This window comes from Citrobacter sp. RHBSTW-00524, assembly GCF_013747755.1.
GTDB classification, from domain to species: domain Bacteria; phylum Pseudomonadota; class Gammaproteobacteria; order Enterobacterales; family Enterobacteriaceae; genus Citrobacter; species Citrobacter braakii.
The window spans coordinates 232395-246179 of the sequence record NZ_CP056421.1; the positions used below are offsets into that span (position 1 = coordinate 232395).

The 13785-nt window shown below is 55.0% G+C and carries 10 protein-coding genes; all 10 read left to right on the forward strand.

The window, feature by feature from the left end:
- Window positions 1-142 precede the first annotated feature (142 nt).
- The 10 genes from HV229_RS01060 to HV229_RS01105 all read left to right on the forward strand — a co-directional run bounded on the left by HV229_RS01060 (window position 143) and on the right by HV229_RS01105 (window position 13782).
- Complete coding sequence (locus HV229_RS01060; protein ID WP_103766968.1) at window positions 143-1618, forward strand: MFS transporter; 1476 nt, start codon at window positions 143-145, stop codon at window positions 1616-1618.
- A complete protein-coding gene (locus HV229_RS01065; protein ID WP_080859313.1) occupies window positions 1615-3159 on the forward strand; it encodes an FGGY-family carbohydrate kinase in 1545 nt (514 codons plus the stop codon). Before HV229_RS01060 ends, HV229_RS01065 begins: the two co-directional genes overlap by 4 nt.
- Window positions 3156-4835, forward strand: a complete 1680-nt coding sequence (locus HV229_RS01070; RefSeq protein ID WP_181546719.1) for a glycerol-3-phosphate dehydrogenase/oxidase — start codon at window positions 3156-3158, stop codon at window positions 4833-4835. The genes HV229_RS01065 and HV229_RS01070 overlap by 4 nt, the downstream gene beginning before the upstream one ends.
- Window positions 4832-6391 (forward strand): FAD-binding oxidoreductase, encoded by a 1560-nt coding sequence (locus HV229_RS01075; RefSeq protein WP_181546720.1) that lies wholly within the window; start codon window positions 4832-4834, stop codon window positions 6389-6391. The genes HV229_RS01070 and HV229_RS01075 overlap by 4 nt, the downstream gene beginning before the upstream one ends.
- The gene (locus HV229_RS01080; RefSeq protein WP_080859316.1) at window positions 6388-6963 is read left to right on the forward strand and encodes a glycerol-3-phosphate responsive antiterminator; all 576 of its coding nucleotides are present in this window, start codon (window positions 6388-6390) and stop codon (window positions 6961-6963) included. The genes HV229_RS01075 and HV229_RS01080 overlap by 4 nt, the downstream gene beginning before the upstream one ends.
- 17 nt (window positions 6964-6980) lie before the next feature.
- Window positions 6981-7295, forward strand: coding sequence for a putative quinol monooxygenase (locus HV229_RS01085; RefSeq protein WP_080859317.1), 315 nt, complete (start codon window positions 6981-6983; stop codon window positions 7293-7295).
- 32 nt (window positions 7296-7327) lie between these two features.
- Entirely contained in the window at window positions 7328-8494 is a 1167-nt protein-coding gene (locus HV229_RS01090; RefSeq protein WP_103766965.1) for an iron-containing alcohol dehydrogenase, read from the forward strand.
- 352 nt (window positions 8495-8846) lie between these two features.
- A complete protein-coding gene (locus HV229_RS01095) occupies window positions 8847-9914 on the forward strand; it encodes an HlyD family efflux transporter periplasmic adaptor subunit (protein ID WP_046274495.1) in 1068 nt (355 codons plus the stop codon).
- The gene (rbbA, locus tag HV229_RS01100; RefSeq protein ID WP_181546722.1) at window positions 9911-12658 is read left to right on the forward strand and encodes a ribosome-associated ATPase/putative transporter RbbA; all 2748 of its coding nucleotides are present in this window, start codon (window positions 9911-9913) and stop codon (window positions 12656-12658) included. The genes HV229_RS01095 and rbbA overlap by 4 nt, the downstream gene beginning before the upstream one ends.
- Window positions 12658-13782, forward strand: coding sequence for an ABC transporter permease (locus HV229_RS01105; protein ID WP_016157684.1), 1125 nt, complete (start codon window positions 12658-12660; stop codon window positions 13780-13782). The genes rbbA and HV229_RS01105 overlap by 1 nt, the downstream gene beginning before the upstream one ends.
- The last annotated feature ends 3 nt before the right edge of the window (window positions 13783-13785 follow it).

The window sequence follows — 13785 nt, forward strand, 5'->3', positions numbered from 1 at the left end:
GCTTTGACACGCTTTCCGTTACCTTCTAGAGTGGAAAAATACAGATTTTAGATAAGAGACTATCTGTGAAATTAAGATGGTCTCTTATTGCATTTTTTTAGCTAATGGCGACCTTCTTCCGAATATTATGAAGGGGAAAGCCATGTCCGCATGCTCATTCTCAAATCCGATAAAAATCCGTGGCGTTGATGATGTTATTAATTGCATCGACTCTCACAGAAAAATAAATGGCAGAGCCGGTGTTATTTGGTGGTTAGCGCTAGGTGGCCTATTTCTTGACGCTTTTTCAAATTCAGCTCTCAGCGCTGGATTAAATCCAATGACCCGTAATTTAAATTTGAGCGCGACCGAAGTTGCGTTGCTGACCTCATTTTCATCGTGGGTTGCCATATTATTTAACCCCATTGGCGGCTGGATCGCCGATCGCTGGGGTCGAGTTCCGCCGCTGATTATTGCCAAAATAATGGCGGTGATTGGTGCGTTGCTGGTGATGTCGTCCTCCAGTTTCAGCACCATTATCATAGGTCGCTTCTTTGTTGGCGTCTCTTACGGGATGGATTTTGCCGTGGCCATGGCGATGCTGGCGGAGTTCACCCCAGTGAAACTAAAAAGCCGTTTAAACACCTGGCAAGGGGTCTGGTATGTCGCAGTTTGTTTAAATCTGGTATTGGCGTTGATGTTTTATTCCTGGGATGTTGGGGATGCTATCTGGCGTTATTCTATTGCTGTGACGGCGTTATGCGGACTGATTGTCCTCTTTTTCCAGTTTCGTTATTTAGTTGAAAGTCCGGTATGGCTGGCGAGAAAGTCACGTCTTCCTGAAGCCGTGGCTGCTATGAATAAAATATACGGTGATGATTTTATTCTGGCACCAAAAGCAGAGCAAAAACCTGTCATTGGGCAAGCGGAAAAAGGTGTGAAAAATGTACTTTTAATATTTCGTGGCGTTTATTTACCGCGCACGATTCTGGCTTCTACGGTTCAGATTTGCCAGTCAATACAATATTTTGGTGTCGGCTGGTATTTGCCGGTTATTAGCGCCGCGATGTTCGGTAAAAACTTTGTATATGCAACCATTTGTTCATTATTTTTTAACATTTTTGGTATCGTAGGGGGCTTCCTGTCGCCCGTAATAGGTCGCAGCCTGGGCCTGCGCCGTTCGTCGGCGATCGGTTTCGCCGTGGCTTTTCTCGTACTGCTCACGTTGGGATTGTTCAGCGACAGTATGCCGCTGTGGGCCTCTTTGCTGGTCCCCGCGCTGTTTATTCTTTGCCACTCTGGCGGGCCTGGCGCAAACGGGAAAAGCCTTTCATCACTCTCTTTTCGCAGTGAACTGCGGGCGGGTGCCAACGGTGTGGTGGGGGCGCTTGGCGCAATCGGTGCAGCGCTTGGGTTGTTTATTTTTCCCGTTTTCCGCGATTTGTACGGCCTGCAAACGACTTTTCTGATCATGTCCGCCGTTCCGCTATTTGCGAGCATCGTCTGTTTTGCGATCCCGTGGGATCCCACTCGCACTACCATCCAGCCGGATAACGAGCCTGGCGCCCCTCAGTTCGCACCATCACATTCGCCTTATCCAGAGTCGATGGCCCCGGAGTCAAACAGGAGCACTAAATGATTGAGTATGAAGATGTCATTCTGGCGATAGACGAAGGGACATCCGGTACGCGCGCAGCAGTGGTGGCGCGAAATAGCCAAGTCTACTGCCTTGAATACCAGCCGCTTCAGGTCAGCAGCCAGCGTCATGGCGTCGTCGAACAAGATGCTGATGAAATATTACAAGCCACCATTGCGGTATGTCGCACAGCGATTGCCAACGCGCAGCGTAGCAAGATGCGCATTGTGGCGCTGGCAATTGCTACGCAACGTTCAACGGCGGTGCTCTGGGATGTAGGCACTGGCAAGGCGCTGGTACCAGCGATGGTTTGGCAGGATGCACGTTTTACGGATGAACTGGCGCAACTTGCCCCTGAATGGGATGAAAAGCTGCTACCGCTTATTGGTCGGCCGGTTGGGATACGCTCTCCTTACCTTTGGGCGTCATACCATATCGCCAATACACCGGCAGTGAACAAAGCGTACCGGGCTGGAACGCTGGTGTTTGGCACCGTTGACAGCTGGTTGCTCTGGCATCTGGCGCAAGAAAAAAAATGTGTCACAACCCCCACTAATGCCACCTCTGCCGGGGCGTATTGCCTCAACGAGCATCAGTATCATCTGCCTTGGCTGCAGACTTTGAATTTCCCGACGTCATTGCTGCCTGAATTACATGATGATGCCGATGACTTTGGCACCACGCGTGAAGATATCCTCGGTATTAGCGTCCCGATCCGGGCCTGTGCCGGAGATCAGTTTGCGGGGGCTATCGGGCTTGGCTGCACTGAACGCGGGCAGGCTTTTTGTATGCATGGGACCGGCAGCTTCGTCGATTTAATGATGGGGCCGACGGTGCCGACACTGAAAAAGAGCTGTGAAAGCACGCTCACGATGACGGCGCGCCGCCAAAAAGGACGTTCACACTTCTCTGTAGAAACATTCGTTCCGACTACTGGTTCGGCCCTGAACTGGGTGTGCGAAAAGCTGCGCTGGTTTGACTCACCCGAACAAATTAGCGAACTGGCCGCGCAGGCCACTGATTCTGGCGGCGTGAGTTTTATTCCTGCATTGACGGGACTGCGTGTACCTCATTTGCAACCACAGGCCCGCGCTTCCCTTAACGGTATTTCAATCTCGACCACGCGCCCGCAGGTGGCTTACGCCATTCTGGAAGGTATTGCGCATTCAGTCGCAGCCTGTATTCGCGCGAATGAAGCGGCAACCGGTATTCCCACACAAGAACTGATGGTCGGGGGCGGGTTGTCCAATAGCGATACGTTATTGCAAATTCAGGCTGATATTAGCGGGATCCCCGTTCGGCGGATGACAGAAACAGCACGGGCTAGCTTACGCGGTGCGGCGTTTCTGGCAGGAGCCGATGGGCTGCTGTGGAACTCGTTGCCCGAGGCCTGCGCCACGCTGAAAACAGCGCGTCTGTTTGAACCCAAAATCAATCATGTCCTTCGCGAACAAAAAATAAACCGCTGGGAGATGCGTATTGCGCTCGAAATGGATACCGCCAGCAGCCTCACTTCAGCCAATCAGGAGCATACCCACTCATGAAGTTTTTCCCTTCGCGAAAGCCCAACAAAACACGCAGTGAAATGTACGGCGCAGAGCCGCTGCGTCTGCAGCGACCTGAGCAACTGGACCGACTGGAAAGCGAAACCTACGACATTCTGATTGTAGGCGGCGGCGTGACGGGTGCTTATGCGGCGCTGGATGCCAGCCTGCGTGGCTATCGGGTCGCGCTGATTGAGAAAAGTGATTTCGCCTCGGGGACATCATCCAAGTCATCAAAAATGGTGCACGGCGGTCTGCGTTATATCGAGCAGGGGAACCTGGGGCTGGTGCGCCACTCTTTGCTAGAGCGCCAGCGCATGCGCCGGAATGCTCGTCATCTGGTGCAGCGGCTTCCCTTTTTATTTCCTGTTCTCGATAAGAATGGCGTGTTCGATAAGCGCATGTCTTCGGCATTTGAAAGTCTGCTCTGGACCTACGATCTCGCAGGTGGATGGCGGGAAGGAATCCTTCACCAAAAATTGACTCCAGCGGAAGTACTGTCGCACTGCCCAACGCTGAAAGAAGAGCAACTCTCCGGCGGTTTTATGTATTTCGATGCCCGCGTTGATGATGCCAGATTGACGCTGGCCCTGGTGCGCACGGCAGCGTTTCATGGGGCGACGGTGACGAACCATGCCGAAGTCATTGAAATCACACGTGACCTGCACGGCAAAGTCAATGGGGCCATTGTGTATGCCGATACCCGAGAAATTCGGGTCAAAGCGCGGGTTGTCATTATGGCGACGGGCGTCTGGCTGCGTGACTGGAATGGACTGAAAAAAGGGGAGGTATCCCCACTGAATATTCGTCCGGCGAAGGGGGTTCACGTCGCGATCCCATGGATGAAAATTCGCAATGATTGCACGGTGACCATCCCGGTTGCCGGACGAAGTCGGCGCGCGACCATTACGCGCTGGGGCAACGTTTCCTATCTGGGCACTACGGATGAGGACTATCAGGGCGATCTGAATGATGTTCACTGTAATCGCTCTGAGCTGGACTTTCTGCTGGAAGGGGCAAACTCGGCGCTGAAAACGGATCTGCGCCCGGAAGATGTAGTGGGAAGTATCGCCGGTTGCCGTCCTCTGGTGGGGATGGCGGGTGGAAAGACCGTTGAGATGAAGCGTAACCATGAGATTCGGGTTTCAGCGGACGGGCTGATAACCATCGTCGGCGGTAAGCTAACGACATCACGTCATATGGCGGAAGAAACCATCGACGCAGCCAGCAAAATACTGGGCCGTAAAAAGGCCTGCTCAACGAAAACTGCATATTTGCTGGGCGCAGCTGGCTATGACCCGCAGGCCATTCTGGCCTCTGGTGGTCTATCTGCGCATCTGGGCGAACGCTATGGCACCGAAGCCCATTTTGTCAGTGACATTATTCAGACCGCACCTTCGCTGATGAAACCTATTGTCGCAGGGCTTCCCTATACCGAAGCGGAAGTAGTGTATGCCGTGCGCCATGAGCTCGCCAGCACCGTTGACGATGTGCTGTCGCGCCGAATTCGTGCACGGCTGATGGCACGCGACGCCTCAGCCGCTGCCGCTGAACGCGTTGGGGAGATTCTACAACAAGAACTCCAATTACATCCTGACCACGTGGCTAAACAGGTCGCCAGCTATCAGGTCGCAATTAAACATGAAAAATCAATGCTTATGGGGACATCCGAATGATCAGTAAAGAAGCGATTAAACGTGGTTACAACCGTGGAAATTATACTGTTGGCGCACATACTTGCCCCGCATGGGCAACGGATATCACCAGCAGCGGTGGCGCGAAAGGAATGCAGGTTGATCCCGTTGCGATAAGCGAAGCGACGTTTGACCGGCTGCGGGTCATTGCCGATGAAGTGCTGATGTCGGAGTCCGATGTGATTACCTGGACCCGCGACTGGTGGGCCGGTTCGATGATTGCGGAAACCCAGGGCGTACCCGCCACCTCAAAAGGGGTGATTGTGCGAGTTTCCACCGTAGAACAAATTCAGGACGTGATGCGTCTTGCCAGTGAATCCGCTATTCCAGTCACGGTTTCTGCCGGGCGCAGTAACGTTACCGGAGCCGCATTGCCGCTACGTGGCGGGATCGTGCTCGACGTTTGCGAACTCAACAAATTCATTGACTTTGATCCACAAAGCCAGATTGTTGAGGTAGAAGCCGGCATGTTTGGCGATGTTTTCGAACAAATCATCCAAAAAGAGCACGGTATGACTATGGGCCACTGGCCGTCATCGTTTGGTATCAGTACCGTGGGCGGTTGGGTAGCCTGTCGTGGTGCGGGACAGCTTTCTACCCGCTACGGCAAAATTGAAGATATGGTTTTTGGAATGGATGTGGTGCTTGCCGATGGGCGCTTAATCACCGTTGGCGGTTATGCACGCAGTGCTATCGGGCCGGATTTACAGCAAATGTTTATTGGTTCGGAAGGCACGCTGGGCGTGATTGTGCGCGTGCGTTTGAAGCTTCATCGCCTGCCAGATTATGGCCGTGCCATCGCCTGGGGTTTTTCCAGTTTTGCCAGTGGGCTGGAGGCATGTCGCGAAATCTTACAACATGGTGCCAATCCGGCGGCACTTCGTTTGTACGATAACCTGGAAAGCGGGGTACAGTTTGCTTTGCCAGAGACCAATGTCCTGCTGATTGCGGACGAGGGAGAGCCAGAGATGGTAGACGCGGTGCTGGCTATCAGTAAGCGTGTTTGTCAGCGTAGTGGAAAGGAACTTGACGGTGAGGCGATTTTTGAGCGCTGGCTGGATACCCGGTATCTGACGGGTAAAAGCGCCGAAGGCTTTAAGAAAAGCCCCGGTCTGGTGGCGGACACGCTGGAAATGGTGGGGCGCTGGCGCGATCTCAGCGCGGTATATGATGACGTAGTGGCTGCGATTAACGCCGTGCCGGGGACGCTGGCCGGTTCAGCGCACCAGTCCCACGCCTATGTCGACGGCGCATGCCTTTACTTCTCGCTGCGTGGCGATGTGGCTGTTGAGCAACGTGGGGCGTGGTATCGTGCGGCATGGGACGCGGCAAATGCGGTGCTGATTAAACACAATGCCTCCCTTAGCCATCACCATGGCGTCGGTCTGCTTCGTTCCCCCTATATGCAGGCTTCTTTAGGTGAATCGCTTTCGGTTCTGGCGGATATTAAAAAAGCGCTGGATCCGCAGAATATCCTTAACCCGGGAAAACTGGGTTTAAGCGCGGAGCTCCAATCACATCAGGCAGGTCAATCATGATAAAAAACCTTGGCGTGCTTCTGGCACGCCATCCCATAATCATGGCGATTTACGGCATTGAGCAACTGAAAACCGCGCTGTCCAGCAAAGCTGAAGTCTGCATTATTGCCAATATCGATCTGATCAAGCTCCAGCCGGTGATCGAACTGCTGTCGAAGGCGGGAAAGTACGTCATCGTGAATATCGACAGCTGTAACGGACTGTCTCAGGATAAAGGCGGCATCGATTATGTGGCTGAAACAGGGGCGATGGGGTTGCTCTCCACACGTTTGCAAACTGTACAGCGTGCGAAAAAATGCGGGCTGGTCACCATGCAGAAAATCTTCGTCACCGACCGTTCCACCTGGCTACGCAGCCTGAAAGCGGTGGAGCAAAGCGAACCTGATTATGTGCAACTGATGCCCGCGCAGATGCTGCCGTTGCTCTCGCAGGCCGATCGTAATGTGTTGCCACCGATTGTTGCGTCCGGGTTTGTCTGCAATGAGGAACATGCTCAGACGGCCCTGTTGCACGGCGCGATAGCCGTCTCAAGCAGCGACAGTGCGTTATGGGATGTGACTCTTCTACGTTAAACCACCGGGAGCCAAAAATGGAAAACACGCAGTTGTTTGTTGTTGCGCATTATTTTGCCCAACCGGCGATGGGCGACAAGGTCAACGATGCGCTTAGAATGCTGGCGGAGGCGACACGTAAAGAACCTGAAAATATCACCTATGAGTTTTTCCGTTCCACGGAAGACGGCAATCGTTTTGTGATTGTTGAGACTTATCGTTGTGCGGAAGGTCTTGAACTTCACCGACAAACGGAACATTTTCAACGCATTGGCGTTGGGATAATCACCCCGCTGCTGGAGCGTAAAGAGGTGAAAAGCTTTCACATTCCTCCCGATGAACCACATAGGTAAAAGCTGTCTTTCTTACCACAAGGAATACATCAATGAACCATGTTATGAAAGATTTTACGTTTACGACGGTAGCGGAAATCATCGTCGAATGGGCGGGAGCGGCGCGATTAGGAGAGATCCTTTCGCCGCGGTTTAGCGCGCGTCGCGTATTGCTGGTAACCGACTCCGGACTGGTCAAAGCAGGGGTTTTACCGCCCGTACTCCATAGCCTGCAAGACGCAGGGTTTAAGGTGACGGTTTATGATCGGGTGCAACCCGATCCGCATGAACGCCTCGTTCGCGAAGCCCTACAGGTAGCGCGTGACGGCAACTGCGACATGGTTATTGGCCTGGGCGGTGGCTCCTCGCTGGATGTCGCGAAGTTGGTGGCCGTATTAATCAACTCAGAACAAGACCTGCAGGAACTTTACGGGATTGGCAAGGTTATCGGTCAACGCTTGCCGCTGGTAAATATTCCCACCACGGCAGGTACGGGGTCTGAAGTTACCAATATTTCCATTTTAACGACTAATGATGACAGCAAAATGGGCATTGTCTCCCCGCAGCTGTATGGCGATTTGGTGCTACTGGATGCGCAGCTGACGCTGGGGTTACCGACGGTACACACCGCTGCTGCCGGGATAGATGCGATGGTGCATGCGATAGAAGCCTATACCAGCAAACATAAAAAGAACCCGCTCTCGGATGCATTAGCACGCGAGGCGTTACGTTTAATCAGTTGCCATCTGGTGGCCGCATGTCGTGACGGGAACAACCGTGAAGCGCGAGAAAATGTTCTGCTGGGCGCGATGCTGGCAGGCCAGGCTTTCGCCAATTCACCGGTGGCAGCAGTGCATGCGTTGGCTTATCCCCTGGGCGCCCGGCACCATATTCCACATGGATTGTCGAATGCACTGATGTTGGTTCCGGTGCTGCAGTTTAACGCGTCAGCAGCGGCTCCACTTTATGGCGAACTGGCTGCCGTCATCGGGGCGCAGGTGACCGGCAACGTTGAAAACGATGCCCAGTCGTTTATTGCCGCGATGGTGAATATTATTGCGGCAACCGGCGCGCCAAACAGACTGCGTGACGTAGATGTTCCTGAAACCGGCCTGACGTTGTTGGCCCACGATGCTATGCAGCAGACTCGTTTGCTGGATAACAATCCCGTGACGCTTACTGAAGGCGATGCGTTGTGGCTTTACCAGCAGGCCTTTTAAGCACAAATAGGTGTCCGGTGAATGGATTGCTGGGCACAATTTCTGGCAATCACATATCAACTACAACCGAATAGACATATTGAATCCAGGTGTTAGTATTCAATAGATAGCAGTTATGAGTATGCGTGTTTCATTTCCGGCCAGGAACGCTGATGATGACAACATTACTACCCGATTTCACAGCATTTTCGTCATTCACTTCCTGCGCGGCGCTGGTTGCCTTAACGCCTGTCCGCTCTCTGGCCATGGTTTCTTATTCCTTCTCATCCCGGATGGAATCTCCCGCTGAATAGCTATTCAGTGGGCTTTGTGACACGCATCGTTTGATAACAGGGATTACGGCGGGTCGAATATGGATAAGTTTAAGCGTCATGTGATGTGGTGGGGGGCGGGCACCCTGGTCGTGGTGGCTGCGATAGCATGGTGGATGCTCCGTCCTGCCGGAATACCGGAGGGGTTCGCAGCCAGCAACGGCAGAATTGAAGCCACCGAAGTGGATATTGCTACCAAGATTGCCGGGCGAATTGACACGATCCTTGTGTCGGAAGGGCAGTTCGTTCGTCAGGGCGAGGTGTTGGCGAAAATGGATACTCGCGTGCTGCAGGAGCAGCGGCTGGAAGCGATCGCGCAAATCAAAGAGGCCGAAAGCGCGGTGGCGGCGGCGCGAGCGCTGCTGGAACAGCGGCAAAGTGAAATGCGCGCCGCGCAGTCGGTAGTAAAACAGCGCGAGGCGGAGCTGCAGTCGGTTTCTAAACGCCACGTGCGTTCCCGTTCGCTATCCCAGCGTGGGGCCGTGTCTGAGCAACAACTGGATGACGATCGGGCCGCGGCAGAAAGCGCACGTGCGGCGCTGGAATCCGCAAAGGCGCAGGTCTCAGCGGCAAAAGCCGCAATTGAAGCCGCTCGCACCAGCATCATTCAGGCGCAAACCCGCGTAGAAGCCGCGCAGGCCACCGAACGTCGTATTGCGGCTGATATTGATGACAGTGAGCTGAAAGCCCCGCGCGATGGTCGCGTGCAGTACCGCGTTGCTGAGCCGGGTGAGGTGCTTTCTGCGGGTGGGCGCGTCCTGAATATGGTCGATCTCAGCGATGTCTACATGACGTTCTTCTTGCCTACCGAACAGGCTGGCTTACTGAAGATTGGCGGCGAAGCGCGCCTGGTGCTGGATGCCGCACCGGATCTGCGTGTTCCGGCGACCATCAGCTTTGTGGCAAGCGTCGCGCAGTTCACACCGAAAACGGTCGAAACCAGCGATGAGCGGCTGAAGCTGATGTTCCGCGTTAAAGCGCGGATCCCGCCAGAGCTATTGCAGCAGCATCTCGAGTACGTGAAAACCGGTCTGCCGGGCATGGCGTGGGTGCGTATCGATGAAAATCGAGCCTGGCCTGACGACCTGATGGTGAGGTTGCCGCAATGACGCATCTGGCGCTGGTTCCCGTTCCTCCCGTGGCGCACCTTGACGGCGTGAGTCAGCATTACGGGAAAACGGTAGCGCTGAACAATATCACGCTGGATATCCCCGCCCGCTGTATGGTGGGGCTGATTGGCCCGGATGGCGTCGGAAAATCAAGCCTGCTGTCGCTCATCTCCGGCGCGCGAGTCATTGAACACGGTAACGTGATGGTGCTGGGCGGCGATATGCGCGACCCGAAACATCGCCGGGATGTCTGCCCGCGCATTGCCTGGATGCCGCAGGGGTTGGGGAAAAACCTGTACCACACGCTGTCGGTGTATGAGAACGTCGATTTCTTTGCCCGGCTGTTTGGCCATGACAAAGCGGAGCGCGAAGCGCGGATTACCGAGCTGCTGAACAGCACCGGACTGGCGCCGTTTCGCGATCGTCCGGCCGGGAAACTCTCGGGTGGGATGAAGCAAAAGCTGGGGCTGTGCTGCGCGTTGATCCATGACCCGGAACTGTTAATTCTCGATGAACCTACCACCGGGGTCGACCCGCTGTCCCGCGCCCAGTTCTGGGATCTGATTAACAGCATTCGCCAGCGGCAGACCAACATGAGCGTGCTGGTTGCGACCGCCTACATGGAAGAAGCCGAGCGCTTTGACTGGCTGGTGGCGATGAACGCCGGGGAGGTGCTGGCCACCGGGAGCGCGCAGCAGCTACGCGAAAAAACCAACACCGACACGCTGGAGCAGGCGTTTATCGCGCTGTTACCCGAAGCCCAGCGTCAGGCGCATAAGCCAGTGGTGATCCCGCCGTATCACGCTGAGCAGGAAGAGATTGCCATCGAGGCGAAAGATCTGACCATGCGCTTCGGCAAGTTCGTGGCCGTTGACCACGTTAACTTTCGTATTCCGCGCGGGGAAATCTTCGGTTTTCTCGGCTCCAACGGCTGCGGTAAATCCACCACCATGAAAATGCTCACCGGGCTGCTACCCGCAAGTGAAGGTGAGGCGTGGCTGTTTGGGCAAGCGGTTGACCCGAAGAATATCGATACCCGTCGCCGGGTAGGCTATATGTCGCAGGCGTTTTCGCTCTACAGCGAGCTGACCGTACGGCAAAACCTCGAGCTACACGCGCGGTTGTTCCATATCCCCGAAGCAGAAATCCCGGGGCGGGTACAAGAGATGAGTCAGCGCTTTTCGCTGACCGAAGTCGAAGACGCGTTGCCCGGCGCGCTACCGTTGGGGATCCGTCAACGCCTGTCGCTGGCGGTGGCGGTGATCCATCGCCCGGAGATGCTCATTCTCGATGAACCAACCTCCGGGGTCGATCCGGTGGCGAGAGACATGTTCTGGCAACTGATGGTCGATCTGTCGCGTCAGGATAAAGTGACCATTTTTATCTCCACCCATTTTATGAACGAAGCGGAGCGCTGCGACCGTATGTCGCTGATGCACGCCGGAAAAGTCCTGGCCAGCGGTACGCCGCAGGAGCTGGTGAAACAGCGTGGTGCCGCCAGTCTGGAAGAAGCGTTTATCTCCTGGTTACAGGAAGCGGCAGGTCCGGCGCCGGAGGCTCAGTTACCGCCAGCCAATATCCCGGCAGTGCATGAAAACAGTCAGCCGCCGCACCAGGGATTTAGCCTGCGGCGCTTGTTCAGCTACAGCCGCCGCGAAGCGCTGGAGCTGCGACGTGATCCGGTACGTTCAACGCTGGCGCTGATGGGCACGGTGATCCTGATGTTGATCATGGGCTACGGCATCAGCATGGATGTGGAAAACCTGCGTTTTTCGGTGCTCGATCGTGATCAGACAGTCAGCAGCCAGGCGTGGACGCTGAATCTGGCGGGATCGCGCTATTTTATCGAGCAGCCGCCGCTCACCAGCTATGACGAGCTGGACAAACGGATGCGCTCGGGCGAAGTCGCGGTAGCCATAGAGATCCCGCCAAATTTTGGCCGCGATATCGCGCGTGGAACGCCGGTGAAGATTGGCGTCTGGGTCGATGGCGCAATGCCGAGCCGTGCGGAAACGGTCAGAGGCTACGTGCAGGCGATGCACCAGACCTGGCTGCAGGATGTGATGGCGCGTCAGCCAAATACCAGCGGGCAAAACGGATTGATGACCATTGAAACTCGCTATCGTTACAACCCGGATGTGAAAAGCCTGCCAGCGATTGTTCCGGCGGTGATCCCGCTGCTGTTGATGATGATCCCCTCCATGCTCAGCGCTCTGAGCGTGGTGCGTGAGAAAGAGCTGGGGTCGATTATCAACCTGTACGTGACGCCCACTACCCGCAGCGAGTTTTTACTCGGCAAACAGTTGCCTTACATCGTGCTGGGCATGCTGAACTTCCTGCTGCTGTGCGCGCTGTCGGTGTTTGTATTCGGCGTCCCGCATAAGGGGAGTTTTGTGACCCTGACGCTGGCCGCGCTGCTGTACGTCACCATTGCCACCGGGCTGGGATTGTTAATCTCCACGTTTATGAAAAGTCAGATCGCCGCCATTTTTGGTACGGCGATTATTACGCTGATCCCGGCGACGCAGTTTTCCGGGATGATCGACCCGGTCGCCTCGCTGGAAGGGCCGGGACGGTGGATTGGCGAAATTTACCCGACCAGCCATTTTCTGACCATCGCGCGCGGGACGTTCTCTAAAGCGCTGGATCTGACCGATCTCTGGCCGCTGTTTATTCCGCTGGCGGTAGCCATTCCAGTGGTCATTGGTCTGAGCGTATTGCTGCTGAAAAAACAGGAGGGGTGATGCGCCGATTACGGAATATTTATAACCTCGGCATCAAAGAGTTACGCAGCCTGCTGGGTGACAAAGCGATGCTGACGCTGATCGTCTTCGCCTTCACGGTCTCGGTTTACTCTTCTGCGACCGTTCTGCCAGGGTCGCTGCACCTGGCGCCGATTGCCATTGCCGATATGGACCAGTCGCAGTTGTCGAATCGCATTGTGAACAGTTTTTATCGTCCGTGGTTTTTACCACCGGAGATGATTACCGCCGATGAGATGGATGCCGGGCTGGATGCCGGGCGCTATACCTTCGCTGTGAACATTCCGCCTGATTTTCAGCGCGATGTACTGGCTGGGCGGCAGCCGGATATTCAGGTTAACGTCGATGCCACGCGGATGAGCCAGGCCTTTACCGGCAACAGCTATATCCAGAATATCATCAGTGGCGAGGTGAACAGCTTTGTGTCGCGTTACCGCGATAACAGCGAGCTGCCAGTGGCGCTGGAAATGCGTATGCGCTTTAACCCTAATCTGGAACCCGCCCGCTTTGGCGCGGTGATGGCGATTATCAACAACATCACCATGCTGGCGATTGTGCTTACCGGGTCGGCGCTGATTCGCGAGCGTGAACATGGGACCATTGAGCACCTGCTGGTGATGCCAGTGACGCCGTTTGAAATCATGATGGCAAAAATCTGGTCGATGGGGCTGGTGGTGCTGGTGGTTTCCGGTCTGTCGTTGATGCTGATGGTAAAAGGGGTGCTTGGCGTACCGATTGAAGGCTCGATACCGCTATTTATGCTGGGAGTGGCGCTGAGCCTGTTCGCCACCACATCAATCGGCATTTTTATGGGCACGCTGGCGCGCTCCATGCCACAACTGGGGTTGCTGATGATTCTGGTACTGCTGCCGTTACAGATGCTCTCCGGCGGCTCTACACCGCGTGAAAGCATGCCGCAGGCGGTGCAGGACATCATGCTGACGATGCCGACTACCCATTTTGTTAGCCTTGCGCAGGCGATACTTTACCGCGGCGCAGGGTTTAACATTGTCTGGCCGCAGTTCCTGACGCTGCTGGCGATTGGCAGTACGTTCTTCGTGATAGCGCTGCTGCGTTTCAGAAAGACGATTGGCACGATGGCGTAAATA